Origin of the sequence: Mesorhizobium sp. NPDC059025, from assembly GCF_042739655.1 — a bacterium.
Lineage (GTDB): Bacteria > Pseudomonadota > Alphaproteobacteria > Rhizobiales > Rhizobiaceae > Mesorhizobium.
The window spans coordinates 217,513-234,362 of record NZ_JBHYIM010000004.1; the positions used below are offsets into that span (position 1 = coordinate 217,513).

The 16,850-nt window shown below is 61.5% G+C and carries 16 protein-coding genes; 6 read left to right on the plus strand and 10 right to left on the minus strand.

All coding sequences use genetic code 11. The features are described 5' to 3' along the window. Positions 1–27: 27 nt before the first annotated feature. From ACFWYE_RS12315 to galE, 7 genes are all read right to left on the minus strand, one after another. The gene (locus tag ACFWYE_RS12315) at positions 28–990 is read right to left on the minus strand and encodes a glycosyltransferase family 2 protein (protein ID WP_379111652.1); all 963 of its coding nucleotides are present in this window, start codon (positions 988–990) and stop codon (positions 28–30) included. Further along, complete coding sequence (locus tag ACFWYE_RS12320) at positions 980–1,936, minus strand: glycosyltransferase (RefSeq protein WP_379111654.1); 957 nt, start codon at positions 1,934–1,936, stop codon at positions 980–982. The genes ACFWYE_RS12315 and ACFWYE_RS12320 overlap by 11 nt, the downstream gene beginning before the upstream one ends. Beyond that, on the minus strand, positions 1,933–2,961 hold the full coding sequence (locus tag ACFWYE_RS12325) for a glycosyltransferase family 2 protein (protein WP_379111977.1): 1,029 nt from the start codon (positions 2,959–2,961) through the stop codon (positions 1,933–1,935). The genes ACFWYE_RS12320 and ACFWYE_RS12325 overlap by 4 nt, the downstream gene beginning before the upstream one ends. Positions 2,962–2,978: 17 nt before the next feature. Continuing rightward, positions 2,979–4,154 carry a glycosyl transferase family 1 gene (locus ACFWYE_RS12330; protein WP_379111656.1) on the minus strand — a complete coding sequence of 392 codons (1,176 nt, stop codon included), beginning with the start codon at positions 4,152–4,154 and terminating at the stop codon, positions 2,979–2,981. A gap of 159 nt (positions 4,155–4,313) precedes the next feature. Next, a complete protein-coding gene (locus tag ACFWYE_RS12335) occupies positions 4,314–5,156 on the minus strand; it encodes a glycoside hydrolase family 16 protein (RefSeq protein WP_379111658.1) in 843 nt (280 codons plus the stop codon). A gap of 156 nt (positions 5,157–5,312) precedes the next feature. After that, entirely contained in the window at positions 5,313–5,711 is a 399-nt protein-coding gene (locus tag ACFWYE_RS12340) for a hypothetical protein (protein ID WP_379111659.1), read from the minus strand. A gap of 52 nt (positions 5,712–5,763) precedes the next feature. Continuing rightward, complete coding sequence (galE, locus tag ACFWYE_RS12345; protein WP_379111979.1) at positions 5,764–6,756, minus strand: UDP-glucose 4-epimerase GalE; 993 nt, start codon at positions 6,754–6,756, stop codon at positions 5,764–5,766. A gap of 260 nt (positions 6,757–7,016) precedes the next feature. Here galE and ACFWYE_RS12350 point away from each other — a divergent pair, with 260 nt between their 5' ends. Next, a complete protein-coding gene (locus ACFWYE_RS12350) occupies positions 7,017–7,976 on the plus strand; it encodes a glycosyltransferase family 2 protein (RefSeq protein WP_379111661.1) in 960 nt (319 codons plus the stop codon). A gap of 9 nt (positions 7,977–7,985) precedes the next feature. Next, entirely contained in the window at positions 7,986–8,960 is a 975-nt protein-coding gene (locus ACFWYE_RS12355) for a polysaccharide pyruvyl transferase family protein (RefSeq protein ID WP_379065574.1), read from the plus strand. Here the strand turns inward: ACFWYE_RS12355 and ACFWYE_RS12360 are convergent. Beyond that, positions 8,951–9,955, minus strand: coding sequence for a glycosyltransferase family 2 protein (locus ACFWYE_RS12360; protein ID WP_379111662.1), 1,005 nt, complete (start codon positions 9,953–9,955; stop codon positions 8,951–8,953). The genes ACFWYE_RS12355 and ACFWYE_RS12360 overlap by 10 nt on opposite strands. Positions 9,956–10,123: 168 nt before the next feature. Next, complete coding sequence (locus ACFWYE_RS12365) at positions 10,124–10,420, minus strand: exopolysaccharide production repressor protein (protein WP_379111663.1); 297 nt, start codon at positions 10,418–10,420, stop codon at positions 10,124–10,126. A 618-nt stretch (positions 10,421–11,038) separates the two neighbouring features. Between ACFWYE_RS12365 and ACFWYE_RS12370 the strand changes: the two genes are divergently transcribed. The 4 genes from ACFWYE_RS12370 (at position 11,039) to ACFWYE_RS12385 (ending at position 15,467) form a co-directional block, all read left to right on the plus strand. Next, positions 11,039–11,719, plus strand: a complete 681-nt coding sequence (locus tag ACFWYE_RS12370) for a sugar transferase (protein WP_379065579.1) — start codon at positions 11,039–11,041, stop codon at positions 11,717–11,719. A 134-nt stretch (positions 11,720–11,853) separates the two neighbouring features. Further along, positions 11,854–13,056 carry a polysaccharide biosynthesis/export family protein gene (locus tag ACFWYE_RS12375; RefSeq protein ID WP_379111981.1) on the plus strand — a complete coding sequence of 401 codons (1,203 nt, stop codon included), beginning with the start codon at positions 11,854–11,856 and terminating at the stop codon, positions 13,054–13,056. 153 nt (positions 13,057–13,209) lie between these two features. Continuing rightward, entirely contained in the window at positions 13,210–14,469 is a 1,260-nt protein-coding gene (locus tag ACFWYE_RS12380; protein ID WP_379111665.1) for an O-antigen ligase family protein, read from the plus strand. After that, positions 14,466–15,467: an acyltransferase family protein gene (locus tag ACFWYE_RS12385; RefSeq protein ID WP_379111667.1), complete on the plus strand. Its 1,002-nt coding sequence runs from the start codon at positions 14,466–14,468 to the stop codon at positions 15,465–15,467. Before ACFWYE_RS12380 ends, ACFWYE_RS12385 begins: the two co-directional genes overlap by 4 nt. 64 nt (positions 15,468–15,531) lie before the next feature. Here ACFWYE_RS12385 and ACFWYE_RS12390 read toward each other — a convergent pair whose 3' ends face one another. Next, on the minus strand, positions 15,532–16,848 hold the full coding sequence (locus ACFWYE_RS12390; protein WP_379111669.1) for a M20 family metallopeptidase: 1,317 nt from the start codon (positions 16,846–16,848) through the stop codon (positions 15,532–15,534). Positions 16,849–16,850: the final 2 nt, after the last annotated feature.

Below are 16,850 nucleotides of genomic sequence, written 5' to 3' on the forward strand. Positions count from 1 at the left end.
CTCCGCCCAATTTCAAAAGTGGTTTGTTCAGCCGGCTTCCGATGATGTCCGGCCAGGTTGCAAGGTTGCCGCCAGCCGGCGCAATCGCGCCGCGATCGGCATGCCCAGATGCCGAAGTGCGGCCGGATCGCGCAGCGCCGTGGCTGCGGCAAGGATCGGCGCGCGCGCCTTCAGATGCTGCACCAGCTTGAGGAAGGATGCTGCCTGTCTGAGGCTGCGGGTGCGGCGTGTCTGCGCGGCGGCGGCACGCGGATCCAGCCTATGCTGTTCGAGGAAGGTAGCATCCGCCCTCAGCATCGCCTCGACATGCCGTAGTTCCAGTACGCGCGAGATCGAGCCTTCGCGGATGTGATAGGCATAACCAACGCCTGGTTCGACGACGCAGCGGCCGCCTTTGGCCATGGCCGAAGCCAGGAAGATATAGTCCTCACCGATCCGCAGGGTCTCGTCGTAGCGCAGCTGGTGTCGTTCCAGGAAGCTTTGTTCGAAGATCGGTTTCATGTAGCCGAAGGAGAAGGTGCTTTCGAACATGATGTTGGCGGCGATGAAATCGGCGAGCGCGAGTTCGGAATGGGCCTCGAGAAGCTTGGTTTCGAACATCGCTTCGCGGGTGCCTTCGCCGTCGCGCACCACTTCGAGATTGTCGACAGCGATCTGGGCACCTTGTGCCTCGGCTTTCGCGATCATGCGCCGCAGGCGTTGCGGATGCACGGTGTCATCGGAATCAAGCACTGCGATCCAGCGACCGCGGGCGGCTTCCAGGCCGGCGTTGCGCGCGCCGCCGGGGCCACGGTTCTGGTCCAGCGCGATCACCTTGACCAGCTCCGGCGGAAAAGCGCGGGCGATCTCGACCGTGCGATCGCTTGAGCGATCGTCCACGACCACGACTTCAACCGACACGTCGCGCTGATCGAGCGCGCTCTCGATGGCGCGTGCAACCGAGTTCCCGGCGTTGTAGGCCGCGATGACGAAGCTGACGTCAGGCTGCATGGGTGCGCCCTCTCGCTGGCTGGTCACCATAGAGGCTGATTTCACGGACCCCGAGCAGCCCACTGATCGCCCCGACATGCATGATGCCGCGAAGTGCCTGGCGGTTGCGTCTGTGCGCAACAGCAACAAAAGCGCCGACACTCGCAAAACAATAAGCGGCCTTGGCTGCCGCCAGTCCGATCTGCAGCGGCCTTCTGCCCGTCTGCTGGCTGGCGAGCAGCCTGCCATGGGTCTGGCCCGAGCGGAAGCGGCGTTTGACCAGCCATTGCAGCCGGGCGCGTTCCTCGGGAACGGGTTCGAGCACCAGCGCATCTTCAGCATAGGCGATGCGTCCGCCGTCCGCATGAAGCTGCGAAAAATACTCAGTGTCCTCGCCGCCGGTCCTGCCGAGCGAAAGATTGAAACGTCGTCCTTCGACATGGGGAGACGCGCGGCGTAGAAGCACATTGCCGCTGTAGCCGGTGCGGATCTGCCCATCGACCCAAACCGGATTGGTCGAGTGGAAATCGCCGCGACGCATCCAGCCGGGGGCGGTTGCGGCATAGATCGATCTTACCGGGCCAAGCACGGCATCGGCACCGGTGGTCTCGGCAATTTGCATCAGTGCCGCCATCCAGCCGGCCGTCACCGTGGAATCGTCATCGACAAAGGCGACGAAGTCGCCGTCGGCGGCATCGAGGCAGGCGTTGCGCGCCAGCGAGATGTTGGACGCCGGGCAATGGATATAGGTCAGCTCGAAGGGCAGGATCGGCGCGAGCGATGCCGTCAACTCCTGCGCGCTGGGCGCTGTATCGTTGTCGGCAACGATGATGCGGGCCTGGACATTGGACGGCCGTTCAAGCGCGCTGAGCGAGCGCAGGGTTTCCGCCAGATAGGGCCTGCGATAGGTGCAAACGCAGACGTCGACCTGGATCTTCGGTGACGGGGGCAAGCCATTCTGGGTCACGACGCTGCCTCTCCGCGTTTCCATGAACCGAGAAGCTGCAGCCAGAAACCCATCGACCAGGCGAGATGCATGATCATGGCACTGAGGCTAGCGAGCAGGCCGTAGGGATTGCGCTGTCCGATCGCCATCCAGGCGCCGTAGCCGAGACAGGCTGCGATCCAAAGGCCGGCGGGAACGAGGGCCGACAGGCTGAGGAACGCCAGCGAAGCACCGACAACAACCGGAAAGACCAGAAGCGGAATCGCCTGTCTCAGTTTCGGCCAGGTGCGGTGCTTCAGGATGTTGCGAGCCCGGCCGCGGCCGTAGCCGAGATACTGGCGAAACAGCGCGGATGCCGAGGCACGCGGATAGTAGGTCATGAAGGTCTTGTCAGTCATCCATATGCGATAGCCGGCGGCACGAAGCCGGTAATCCAGCTCGGCATCCTCGTTGTGGCTGAAGCTCTCGTCATAACCGCCGACGGCGCGGAAGGCCTCGACGCGCATCAGCGCATGGTGGCCGTGATCGGTCCAGTGGCCTGGCGCACCCTCGCGATGCGGTGAGCCGCCATTGCCCAGTTTCGAATTCTGCGCGACCGCGGTCGCCTTCTGGAACAGCCCGAATCCCTTTGTCGCCATCGAGACGACGATCGAGTCGGCGCCGGTGGCCGCAGCCTCCTCGATCAGACGGTCGCAATAGTTTGCCGGGTAACCGCCATGGGCATCGATACGGATGAAGAAATCGACTTCGCCGCCATAGGCGGCGACCGCCTGATTGACGGCGGCGCTCTGCAGGCGTCGTGGATTGTCGAGCAGGACGACGCGGGGGTTTTGATCAGCGATCTCGCGAACGATGTCGCGGGTGCCATCGGTGCTGCCGCCATCGGCGACGACAATGCGCAGATCGTTCCGCTCGGCAGGTTCGGAAAGTTCGGTCAGCAGGGCGCCGATATGCCGGGCCTCGTTCAGGCAAGGAATCACCACCATGCACCGAGCGGCTGCTCCGCTTGCGACTTGTGCCTCCTCGCTTGCAGGGACGGCAGCCATCTTCGTGTCGAGGGCTGTCATGCCGCAACTCCCAGCAGGATGTCCTGCTGTTCCTTGCCGGCAAGACGACCCAGTCGTGTCACCAGCGAACGGCAGTCATCCGGAACACAGATCCAGGTGCCGAGATCCTGAGCGGTTATCTTGCCTCGGCGCTCGAGATAAGTGTCGGTGTCGATGTCGCCCACCAATGCAGAGAGGTTCTCGACGGATGGCTCGTCAAGCAGCAGGCCGATGTGGCGGTCGGCAAGGAAACGTGCCGTCTCGGTTCCCTTCATCGCGATCGGCACCGCCCCGAAGCGGCAGCCTTCATAAAGCCTGTTCGGCAGCAGCCAGCTCGAATTCAGGCCCTCCTCGAAGAAGTCGATGGCCCAACAGAAATGCACCTCGCCGTAGATGGCGGCGAGATCGTCCGGGTTGCGATAGGCACCCTGGAACGAAAGGTGGGGTTCGGCACGCACGAAGCCGTCGAAATCGTCGAACTCGACGCGTGCCGGTCGGCCGCGCAACAGGACCTCGAAATGCCCCTGCATGCGGCGCGTGAAGTCTGCCAGCAGTTTCAGCGATTTGGCACAGCGCAATGCGCCGAACCAGCCAATCCTCCAGGGTTGGCCGTTCGCGGGCGGGGCCGGCAGCTTCGCCGGCTGGGCCGGTTTGCCGCTCAGGTCGAGCATCTTGTTCTGCAGCAGCACAGCTGGCGCCCGGGTCTGGCCGAAAGCCTCGAAATAGTCACGAACGAAGGCGGGAGAGCTGGTCAGCAACAACTGCGCATCGCGGCTGAAGAGCCGTTCGGCGCCACGCAGCGTTCTTCCAACGGCGCCTGTGTCGAGAAGGAAACGATGGATGTCCAGGCACTCGTAGACGATCGGTGCGGAACCACCGAAAATGCTGCGCGCCCGGTTGGCCAGGGCCAGCATCTCGAGGTTGCGACCGATGATGATGTCCGGTTTCGGGATCGTGCCAAGCCTGGTGCCGAGCGAGAAGGCCGCCTTGGCGACGGCCGCGACGCGTTGGGCGAAAGCGCGATCGGCAGTGACGCCAAGATCGATTGGCGACAGGTCTTCGAAATCCGGCACCGTCTCGGCGCGGCGGAAACCCGCCAGCGTCACGGTGGCACCGCCGATCTGGAGCATCGTCACGCGCCGGCGTACCGCCGGGTCGCAAAGATCGTGGACCAGGTAGAGGATGTTCAGCATGGCCGGACCGTCAGCTTGGGCGATTTCGAAGAATTGTTGCGGCGATTTTGAAGCAAAGGTCGCGCCTAACGGGTGGTTGGCCTCCATCGGCAGATGCAACAATTCCTTGAAATCGTCCCGGGTGTAGCAGCGCCACGGGGCGCGGATGAAAGACCGCGCTCACTGCGTGCTCTTGTTCAGCTTGCAGACGATCGATTCCGGAAACTGGCAGGCGTCGCCGGGGGCTGTGTAGGCGACACGATCCACCTCGGCGATGATCTGCTGCGGAGGGCTGGAGAAGGTGCCCATCCAGGATTTCAGCGTGTCGCTGCCCCACAGGCTGAGATAGATCTTGGCAGGATGGCTGGGCAGCTTTGCCGGGTCGGTGGCTTCCTCGACCAGTTTGCCGTCGACATACCAGGCGATGCGATCCTGCTGCCACACGAAGGCGTAGTCGTGGAATTCCTTGTCGGCACCGCCAGGCACATCGACCAGTTTGGCCGAGCCGACGCTCTTGCCGTTGACATACTGGTTGACCTGGACCTTCGAAGGATCCTTGCCCAGCACTTCGAAGTCGATCTCGTCGTGCGGCTGTTTGTGGACCGGACCGATGAAGGAGAAGAAACCGGTGTTGAGGCCGGACCCCGCCGCAGCCTTCATGCGGACCTCGAAAGTGCCGTAGCTGAAGCGCTTGTTGGTCTGCACCTCGCCACAGACATTGCTGCGGCCCTTGCTTGGTTCAGCCTGAAAGCCGAGCTTCAGGGTTCCATCGGAGACATTCACCTGTTTGGCCGACCAGGTGCAATTCTGGTGGTCGCCGTTCGACCAGCCGTCGGAAACATACCAGCGCTTCTTGTCGAGCTTGTCGAAGTTCTCGACGAAAGACTTGCCCGTCGCCTTAGGTTCTTTTTGATCTTCAGCACGGCCTGGAACGATACCAGCCATGGACGCGGACAATACCGACGCCACCACCAGACAACAGTTCAGGCCGGCTCGCGCCGGTATTCTCACACTTGCAGCCATACCGCTTGCTACTTTCGTTTTGGGTGCTCACCAGGGCGGCGGACCCGCGTCAATTTCGGGCGAATGTTGCAATGCACATAGAATAGATTAGCGGATCACAATGTGACGCCAATCCATATTCCTGCCATCGATGCGGTAACTTTTTGTGATCGTCGGTTAAGCCAGCCGCCGACGAGGAGTGGGCGCTGCGGTCGCGATGTCTTCATTTTCATAGGGAAACAGCTCGGCCTGCGCGCGCAGGCTGGTAACAAAATCGATCTGTTTCTCGAGAGCAGCGATCCGTGCCGAATAGCGGATCATCACATCGGTGAGATCATTGATGACCGGCGACATCGATGTGTCCTGGCCGTCTTCGAGAGCCTGCTGCGAGAAGGCAGCCTGAGCCGAGATGCTTTCGTGACGATCACGCAGGCCGTCCCTTTCACGCTCGATCTCCTTGCGCAACCCTTCGACCAGTCCAAGCAGTCGGGCGGCGCGGGTTGCGTCGGTCTCACGGTCCCGCCGCAGGCTCCGGACGCGGAACGGCTTGCGTGCGTTGAATTTGAATAAGGCCATGGCCGGTCCCTTCTCCTGCCGTTCGCAACCCTACCCGCCCACTGCGACGATCTTACTCTGCCGCAGCCAGCCCCGTCGAGGCATGCCATTGCCAGGCGGTGCGGACGATGGAACCGAGGTCATGCCTGGGCCTCCAGCCCAGCACTGACCTTGCCTTGGCGTTGTCGGCGACCAGAACGGGAGCGTCACCCTGGCGGCGTCCTTCGCGGCGAATCGGGAACGGCTTGCCCGCTTCCGTCGCAATCGCCGTCAGCAATTCCTGCACCGTGGTTCCGGTGCCGGTGCCAAGATTGAGCGCAACGCTTTCGCTACCACCAAGCAGATATTCGACGGCGCGCCCATGCGCGTCGGCGAGATCGGAGACGTGGATGAAGTCGCGCACGCAGGTGCCGTCGCGCGTGTCATAGTCGGTGCCAAAGACGTTGAAGCCGTCGCGACGGCCAAGCGCTGCGTCGATGGCCAGCGGAACGGCATGCGTTTCTGGGGAATGCCGTTCGCCGATCCGCCCCTCGGGATCGGCTCCCGCGGCATTGAAATAGCGCAGGACTACCGAGCGGAAGTCCTGATGACGATCCAGATCGGACAGCATCTGCTCGACGATCAGCTTGGAGCGGCCATAAGGATTGATCGGGTTCTGCGGATGCGTCTCCCGCATGGGGACATCGACCGGCAAGCCGTACGTGGCACAGGTCGACGAGAAGACCAGCTTGTCGATGCCGGCCTGCTGGGCGGCAAGAATCAGGGAGAGGGTGCCCGCGACATTGTTGTCATAAAAGGCAGCCGGCGCCTTCACCGATTCGCCGACTTCGATGAGAGCGGCGAAATGCACGATTGCAGCCGGTCGATACGCCTCGATCACTGCGGCAAGCTTCTCGCGGTCGCGGATATCGCCGCGCTCCAGCGGTCCCCATTTCACGAATTCAGCGTGACCGTTGCTCAGATTGTCATAGACCACCGGTGTGAAACCTCGCCCGGCCAGGTCCAGGCAGGTGTGGGATCCGATGTATCCGGCGCCGCCGACGACGAGAATATTGGTCACGGGGATCAATCCTTTTCGATTGCTGCGATGGGTTCGCGGGACATCGCCGGAGAGGCGACAAATTTCAGCCCGAATGTACTGGTCTTGGGAGGCTCGCTCCGGCCGACATGTTTTGTCACGCTTTTCAGGTTAAAAGCAGCCGGCATGTGACGAGCACCGTTTGTTTGAACGAGCGGGCCGTGCGTCAGCGAGCTCTGGACGGGGGCACCGACCGGAATCATCGGAACCACTTGCGCGGGTTCCTAAACTCCTGAAGGCGCGAAAAAATGACGAAATGCACTGTCATCATTCCTTACTACCAGCGAGAGCCGGGAATCCTGGCCCGCGCACTGAGATCCGTGTTCGCGCAAACGCATCCGGATTTCGATGTGATTGTCGTCGACGATGCTTCTCCGCTGCCGGCCGAAGGCGATCTCGAAAACCTCAGCCCCGCCGAGCGGGCGCGAATAACCGTTGTAAAACAACCGAATGCAGGACCGGGCGGTGCACGCAACACCGGTCTGGATCATATCGGCGCCGACACTGACTATGCCGCCTTCCTCGATTCCGACGACGAGTGGACCCCCGACCACCTGAAGAATGCCGTGGCAGGCCTATCACTTTTTGAGGCGGATTGTTACTGGGCCTCGATCAAGGGTGGCGATGCCTTCTATTACCACTTCGGGGTGGTCGACCTGGCCGCTGTGACGCAGGTGGTCCGTCTTTCCGAGCAGCCGCCTCTGGTCGAGGTCCCGGCGCTCGGCGCAACCATGCTGAAGAACTGGAGCTTCATGCACCTGTCATGCATGGTTATCGGCGAGGCCCTGTTCCGCAAGGTTCGCTTCGATGCCTCGTTGCGGTTGGCAGCCGAAGACGTGCTCTTCTTCTACGACTGCGTGAGAAGCTCCCGTCGCACGGTGCTTTCCGAGAGCTTCGGCGCCGTACGCGGCGAAGGCATCAACATCTTCCATGGGCTGGACAGTGATTCGCCGCAGTTCCTGAAACAGCAGTTCAACACCTGGGTGGCGCTCGACCAGCTGGAAAGCCGGTTTCAGCATGTTGCCGAAGACCGTGCGTCGATCGAGAACTACAAGCAGACGGCACGCAATCAGGCGCTGTGGGGACAGGCGCGGCTGGTGAAGGCTCGCAAGGCACCGCAATTCAAGCAACTGGCTGCGTGGGCCTGGCGCGATCCGAAACTCCTGCGCAGCGCCGTCAATCTCGCCGTTTCCAAGATCGCGAAATAGGACCCTGTGATGCAACCTTTCTACTGGGAATCCGCACACGGCAATTTTGGCGACGATCTCAACCTGTGGCTCTGGGATTTCCTCTTGCCAGGCTTCCGCAACGTCCATCCCGACGTGCTTCTGGTTGGGGTCGGCACCGTGCTCAATCAGGCATTGCTGCCGGCCGGCGTGAAGAAGCTCGTCGTCGGTAGCGGTTTTGGCTATGGCTCGCTGCCGGATCTGTCCGACAGGGAAGAATGGGATACCCGCGCGGTGCGCGGGCCGCTCACGGCGCAGAAGCTTGGATTGGCGCCGGAACTGGGCATAATCGACCCTGCCGTGATGGTGGCCGAGATGCCGGAGTTCCGCGATCTGCCAAGGACCGGCGGTGCGATCTTCGTTCCGCATTGGGAATCGACGGTCGGCGGCATCTGGCCGTTGGTCTGCCAGGCGGCCGGACTGGGCTATGTCGACCCATGCGGGGAAGCCAGGTCGGTGATCCGGGCGATCGCCCAGGCGGATCTGGTGGTGGCCGAATCAATGCACGCCGCGATCCTGGCCGACGCTTTCCGGGTGCCGTGGGTGGCGGTGACGACGTCCCGCTCCATCAATTCGTTCAAGTGGCGCGACTGGGCGACGTCGCTGGGTGTGGACTACAGACCCCGACAGATCCCGATCTCGTCGCGGGCAGAGGCGGTCACCAAGGGAGCACGATTCTGGGGCTTCGATTTCGAGACGCCGGCAGCGATGGTACACGATACAGGCCGACCCGATCATACCGAAGTTCTGGAGCGCAAAAGCGGAAATGCTTTGGTGATAATGCGCAACGACCCGCCACCGTCGATGCTGCGCTCCGTGGCCAAGCAGGTGTTGGCTGCGCCGTCGACACTGGCATTGTGGCAGGCGCGCAAGGCGCGGCCACAGCTGAGCAGCGATGCGATGCTGTCGGAAAAGAAGGATCGTTTCCGTGAAGTGCTTGCTGACGTGCGGCGGGACTATCTCTGAGCGCCGATACGGGCTGGTAACAGATAGCGCGGCGGTGCCGGCTCGTCGCTGACAGGCCGTTGCCGTGCCCGCCGGGCGTCCAGTTTGTCGCCGACTATGCCGCTAACGATCGCCGGCAGCGCGGCGGGACGCAGCAAGGCATGGATACCGGCTCCCGCAAGGCCCCGAGAAGCCTTGACGTCGAGGAAATGGCGCAGCTCATAGCGGCCACGGACATGACGTTCATGGCGGCTCAGCATGGTCCTTGCCGTTGCCGGCAATGGGCCGGACAGCATGGCCAGATCGGCTTCGTAGAGCCGCTTGAGGTCACCGGTCCGGTGTTTGCCGCTGAGCGAATCGGGGCGCACGACGGCACCGTAGCCGCAGCCGTGAACGACCTTGTAGCGTGCGCCTTTCAGCAATGCGCGCGCATAGAGGTCATAGTCTTCGCCCAGCCGCAGGCGCTCGTCGTAGCGCAGGCCATTGGTGTCCAGGAAGGCGCGGCGCATGATGGGCTTGAGGAACCCGATCTCGCCACGCGAAGCGCCGCGCTTCGATATGTTGCCCTCGACGAAACCTTCGAGGTCCAGGAAGCGAGGGGCTGGTTCGAAATATGGGACGTGCGGTTCGGTGCCATGCGTGCCACGGCTGTCGATAAAAACGATGTTGTCAGCAACAAAGTCCCAGTCTTCACCGTCGACCAGGGCATCGAAACGTCCTTCCAGGAAAAAGTCGTCGGCATCCAGTATGGCGATCAGCGGGGCCTTGGAATGTTCGATCGCCCGGTTGCGGGCATGGGCCGGTCCATGATTGCGGTCGAGACGAAGGATATGCAGCCGTCCCGTAGCATCATCGGCCTCCAGGCTGACCTGGGCTGTTGCATCCTCCGAGCCATCATCGACCACGACGACCTCGGAAACCCGCTTTTCGCGTAGTGCCGAGGCGACCGCACGTCCGATCGTCGTTTCAGCGTTCTTGGCTGCGATGATGACGCAGACGGTGGCGGATGAAGCCATCTCGACACTCCAGTTGCGGCCGCTTGCTTGCAGCCGATGCATCCCCATGCCCGATTTGTGGCTAGCAGCCACGATCCTGCGCCATGACTGCCTGTTCGCAGAAACGCAAGGCGATTTGATGACAATCCCTGTCTGAGGGGTGGCCGGCTTGCTCGAGTGCCTGAACGATCAGGGCAGCGGGGAACGTCCCACGCCAGGCAGCTGCGCGGTTTCGCCTTTTGCCTGGATATCCGTGGCGGAAGCGGCGACATTCTCGCCGCGAGCCAGCGGTTCTCCGCGTTTCCCGGGCTCGCCCGAGCGCCAGACCATGACCAGAATGCCGATGAAATATCCGACTTGAATGATAACGGCACAAATCAGCGTCTGGATGAAAGTTGTCCAGGCCGATTGAGTAATCGCATAGCTTGCTACGGCGAATGCAACCAACACTGCGATGAAACCACGAAGGAATAACAGAAAGGACATATTATCCCTTCCTGATATTCTGATTTCGCGTCGTGTTGAAACGCTTGGGCAAAACCTGTCTCCCGCCATGACGGGCGCTGGTCTTACACCTCAGCCGGTGAAATCAAGACTCGCTTTCTTCAAAGCTTGAAGCCCAGATTTCCCATTTGCCCGCACGCCGTCAAATATAGGAATTTCGGCAACACTAGGCAACACGCTGCGGGATCACATCCATGGTCATGGTTTACCTTGGGTTCTCTGGAGATATTATTGCAACACGTCCGCGTAGCCGGTTGCGCTTGCAAAAGCTGAAGTGATGCTCTCCTTGTTATTTTAGCACTATTGGTTAGCTTCGCGACATCTTCATGGCGAAATAAAATACAATTTGATAAATACCGAAACTTGGCGTGATTTTTGTAGTTTAATATTGAAAACATAAAGGAAATCAAACACAAAAGTGAGATTTCATGCGGCGTTCGAACATAGGAGAACCCGCAATGTTTCGAATCGTTACAAAATATGACTGCCGTCTCCTCGTTGCGACCGATTTTCATCATAGAGGTGACATATCCAGCCCTCTATTGTTCGCATGCTGCGGTGCAGCATCGTTGACCTGACCATTTTTTGCGGAGCAACAAAATGAGAGACGCCGCCAGATTGGCCAACGGATTGTCATGCCAGCCCGACGAAGGGGCTCCTCCCGCGATAGGCGGTGCGATCAAGCGCGGATTCGACATTCTGGGCGCATTGGCAGGCATTGCCCTGCTCAGCCCCTTGCTGCTGATGCTGGCGGCGCTCGTCAAGACCACGGATGGCGGCGGCAGCATCCTGTACGGCCACCGACGAATCGGACGCAACGGGACGGTGTTCCGATGTTGGAAATTCCGGACGATGGTGAAGAACGGCGATGAGGTGTTGACCGCACATCTGGCCAGCAACCCGCAAGATCGCGAAGAATGGAACGCAACCCGCAAGCTGCAGAACGACCCCCGTGTGACACGTGTCGGAGCCGTACTGCGCAAACTCTCGCTTGATGAGCTGCCGCAGATCATCAACATCCTGCGCGGCGAAATGAGTTTTGTCGGTCCACGTCCCGTGGTGAAGGACGAACTCGAACTCTATGGCAATGCGGCTGAATTCTACTTGAAGTCGCGTCCAGGCCTGACTGGCCTGTGGCAGGTCAGCGGCCGCAACGACGTGTCTTATGGCGCCCGCGTCGCCTTCGATCAGCACTACGTCGAGAACTGGTCGTTTGTCTTCGATTTGAAGATTCTCGTCCGCACGGTCCCAGCGGTGTTCTCGTCGCGCGGTAGTTATTGATTTTTGCGACAGCCGGGCGGGTTTTCATCGGACCTTCCCTCCGGGAGGTCCAAGAAGAAGGACGGCATTCTTTGAGATATATTCGAGCAGCTTTGTCTGTACGGCTGTTTATCCACGGCCTGTGTGTCGGTTTCATGTTGATGGCGACATCCGCCTCCATGGCCGCCGATGGTTATCGTCTCGATGCGATGGACAAGCTGCGCATCCGGGTTGCCGAATGGCAGAGTGCCGAGGGCGCGGTGCGCGACTGGGCAACCATCAGCGGTGATTACAGCGTCAACCCTGCCGGAGAGGTTTCGCTGCCTTTCGTCGGCGAACTCGACGTCAAGGGCAAAACCACGACCGAAGTGGCGGCAGCCATTGCCGCCGGCCTGCAGCAGAAGCTCGGTCTGCCCGACCGGCCCGAGGCATCAGTCGAAATCGCCGAATTTCGTCCCGTCTTCCTCGCCGGCGATGTTCAGACGCCCGGCAAATACCCCTATGCGCCGGGGTTGACCGTGCTGAAGGCGATGAGCCTCGCCGGCGGCCTGCGCCGCGCCGACAGCGGGCAGGGCGGTGTGCGCGACTTCATCCAGGCGCAAGGCAATTACGATGTCCTGATCGCGCAGCGGAATGGCCTGCTTGCACGCCGCGCGCGCTTGATCGCCGAGGCCGAAAACAAGGATCAGATCGATTTTCCGCCGGAGCTCAACAAGACCGATGTCGGCCGCAAGCTTATGGCGGACGAGACTGCGCTGAAGGAAGCGCGCGAAAAGCGCCTGCGCCTGCAACTCACGGCGCTGGATGACCTGAAGAAGCTGCTGCAGTCGGAGATCGAATCGCTCTCGAAAAAGATCGTCACGCAGAACCGTCAGGTCGAGTTGTCGAAGGACGAACTGAAGAGCATCAGCGGTCTTGCCGAAAAGGGCCTCGTGGTCAACCAGCGCATCATGAGCCTTGAACGGACAAGTGCCGAACTCGAGGGCAAGGTGCTGGATCTGGAGACCGCCAGCCTGCGCGCCAAGCAGGACATCTCCAAGGCAACGCAGGACGCGACCAAGCTGCAGAACGATCGCGATACCGAGGTCGCTCAGAGCCGGCAACAGACCGAGGCCGACCTTGAGGAGATGGGCTTCAAGGTCGGCATGTATTCAGGTCTCATGACCGAGGCGATGACACGGGCGCCGGATGCCGCGCGCACGGCGAACAATGGCACGGAGCCGGTCATCCGCTACGCGATCGTGCGGACGGGCGAGGATGGCAAGTCGAGCGAAGTCGCAGCCGACGAGAACACTCAGATCCTGCCCGGTGACGTGGTCAAGATCGAGATCGACGGTCCTAACGTAACGTCCAACTGAGCCGTCGCAAGAGCCGAGTATGATGAAGCCGCTGGACCGGCGTCGTGTGCCTGAAAGGACGCGCGGCGCCCAGCGCATCAGCGTGAAAATCGGGATCGGTTTTCAAAAACGCGTTGCGCCGAGCTTCAGACGCGAGTGTAGCGGAACGATGTCGTGAAGATCGCCAAAGCATTGCTTGTGAATCCCGAACGGAATTTCTGGTACGGCGCCGTCGCTGTCGCCGTGTCGATCTTCGTGTTCGCCTATTCCACCCGCTTTGAACAGGTTTCGATTCTCGCCTATTATGCCTGCTGGCTGCCACTTGTGCTGGTCGACTACAAGCGGGCGCTCGGCGACTATCGCCGCGTCTTCTGGATCATCGCATTCGCTGTTCTCGCCTGCCTTTCCATGTTCTGGTCGGCAGCGCCCGGCGTGACGGCGCGTGCCGGCATACAACTGCTGTCGCATGTCGTCTGCGCACTGATTGCGGCGCGCACGATTTCGGTGCGCACGCTCAACATCGGTGCGTTGGGCGGTATCCTGATGGTGGTGCTGTTTTCCATTGCCTTCGGACAATACAATCTGGATCCGATCGACGGCACCTACAGTTTTGTCGGCGCTTTCTCGTCGAAAAACCAGCTTGGCCTGTTCTCGTCACTCGGCATCTACTTCGCGTTCACGGCCGTCGCCGTCCAGCACGAGCGTGGCCTCTGGCGCCTGCTGGCGATCTTCTGCGGCTTGTTGTGTGCCTACACCTTGCTTGCGGCGCAGTCGGCGACCTCGGTGCTTGCGATCGGAGCGACGCTCGCCATGCTGATCTCCCTGAAGCTGGCGATGCTGTTTTCACCGTCCGCCCGCAAGGGCTGCCTGGTTGCCGGCATGGCTTTCGGCCTGCTTCTCGTCTTTGTCGGGCTCAACATGGGGGCGGCCGATGCGGTGCTTGGCGCCTTCGGCAAGGATTCGACCCTCACGGGCCGAACCTATCTCTGGCAGCAGGGCTGGGAGGCCGCCATGCCGTCCTTCTGGTTCGGCGTCGGCTATCAAGGCTATTGGGTGCAGGGATTTTCCGAAGCCGAACGACTTTGGCAGGAATTCTATATCGGCTCGCGAAGCGGCTTCCATTTCCACAACACCTACATCGAAGTGCTGGTGGAACTCGGCCTTGCCGGTATCCTCGCCATCGCCGTGCTGATGGTCCGTGTTCCCTTCGGCTTGCTGCTTCGCCTGATCGATGCGCGGCGGGATCCGGCCTCGTTCACACTGCTCGGCATCGCGGTGATGTTCCTGATCCGCTCCTTCGTCGAGGTGGACGTCATCAATCCTTATGTCGTCGGCTCCTTCCTGGTCTATTACGCGGCGGGGCAACTGGTGCTGCCGCAGCGCGCGCCCCAAATCGCCACGGCGACGCGCTTGCTGCGGCCGGGCACGGCATGAACAAGCTCTACGGCATCCAGTACCTGCGAGCTGTCGCTGCGCTGGGCGTGGTCGTCTTCCATGCCGCCGAGCGCAATGGCGGTCATTTCACCATCGGCGCCGCGGGCGTCGACATTTTCTTCGTCGTCTCGGGCTTCATCATGTGGGTGCTGGCCGAGACGCGGCAGCCCTCGCCAACAGCTTTCCTGAGAGAGCGGATCGAACGCATCGTGCCGCTTTACTGGATCGCGACCGCCGTGATGGTGGTAGGAGGCCTCGCTGGCCTATTCCCGAAGATGAAGCTCACCGCCTTCCATGTCTTCGGCTCGTTCGCCTTCATTCCGCACGTGTCGCCGAGCGATGGCGGGACGTGGCCGGTGTTGGTGCAGGGCTGGACGCTGAACTACGAGATGTTTTTCTACGTCCTGTTCGCGGCAGTGCTGTTCCTGCCGGCAGCGAGGCGGTTCCTGGCATTGGTATTGCTGTTCGGCGTACTGGTCGGCTTCGGTCTGGTCGTGCAGCCGGATGGCGCGGTGCTGCGCACCTATACAAGCCCGCTGATGGCGGAATTCCTCATCGGCGCGGCGATCGGCAAATTGTGGCTGGCAGACCGAATGCCGCCGGCCACGCTGGGAGTTCCGCTGATCGTCGTGTCGGTAGCCGGCTTTGCATTGGTCGGCTTCGGTTATCTTCCGTTCGGGCCGGCTGCGCTCGCACCCCTGTCGGGCATGCTTCTGGTCGGTGTGCTGTGTCTCGAGAAGGCCGGCCGTGTCCGGCATATGCGGGTTCCGACCTATCTCGGCGATGCCTCCTACTCAATCTATCTCTGGCACACGATCGCGATCTCCGTCGTCGTCAAGGCGAGCGGAACAGCAGGCCTGTCGGCGCTGCCTGCCTTCGTGCTGTCGATCATCGCCGGCACCGTTGCCGGGCTGGTCTGCCACGAATTGCTGGAGAAACCCATCGCAGCATGGTTCAAGGCGCGACGTCACCGCCCACGCGTTCGCTACGCTGGGTAACAGCATGAATGATGAGGCGCGGATTCTTCACGTCCGCTGCCTCGCGGGTCGCCTTTGCCCCCTGCTACCGACACCAGCGCTCAATGGTCAGGGCGATGGCCTTGGTGCAGTCGATCAGGTCACGCACCGAGACGCGTTCGTTCGGCTGATGCGACTGGGCCGGATCGCCCGGGCCGAAATTGACGGTCGGCGTGTTGCCGAGCCCTGTCGGCAGGCCGATATCCGAGTGCGCCCCGAAACCCGACAGTTTCGGCGACAGCCTGACGGCTTCGACCGCGCCCTGGAAGGTCTGCACGAACGGATGGTCGGCCGGTACTTCGGCACAGTCCGCGTCGAGGATCCATTCCACCCGTGCCGGATGCGCGCGCAGGTACGGATCTGCCTGGCAGACATTGGCGACGTGCTCTTCGATCTCGCGCTTGACCGCACCGCCCAGGCCGAACTCATCTTTTTCATGCGGCAGATACTGGGCGTCGATGATGATCTCGGCGCGCCCGGCGGTCGAGGAAGGGTGCTCGCCGGCATTGATCTGCGTCACCATGATCTGGTTCGGCATATCCATCAGCGGATGTGTCTTGCGGGGGTCGAACATCCAGCGGCGGTTGAGGATATCGATGCCATCGAGCATCTGCCGGCACAGCTGAACCGCATCGACGGGTCCGCTCGAATACCACGCATTGGGTGTGAGTTCGGCGTGCCCGCCGATGCCGTCGAGGATGATGCGCCCCCAAAGGATGCCATGGCACAGTGGCGCGATGCGGTTGGCGGTCGGCTCGGTCATGATGCCGGCGTCGGCGTGGAAGCCGCGATCGACCATGGCAAGCGAGCCCATGCCGCCGATCTCCTCATCGACCACGGTGGTGAAGACGATATCGCCGGATAGCGGTACGTCGAGTTCCTTCAGGATCTCGACGGCCATCAGCATGCAGGCGACGCCGCCTTTCATGTCGACGGTGCCGCGGCCATGCAGGAAACCGTCCTTCAGCACGGGCTGGAACGGATCGGTCTGCCAGTGTTCGCGCGCGCCCGGCGGCACGACATCGATATGGCCGGTCAGCATGATCGACTTGCCGCCGCCGGTACCCTTCAGTGTTCCGCCGAGATTGGGCCGGCCCTCGAAGGTGCGGCCCTTGTTGGCGCCGGGCCTTCCCTTGTATTTCTCATAAAGCGCCGGGCCGTCCGGATCCCACAGGTCGGTGGTGAAGCCGAGCTTTTCCAGTCGTCCCTGCAGATAGAGCTGGCAGTCGCGTTCGCCTGGACCGGCCTTGGTCGGGTCGGACATGACGATCGACGGGAAGGAAACCAGCGCACTCAGCGTCTCGACAATGCGGTCGCCACGTGCCTCGACCTGTTCGGAAATTCTTTCTTCGATGGACGCCATCA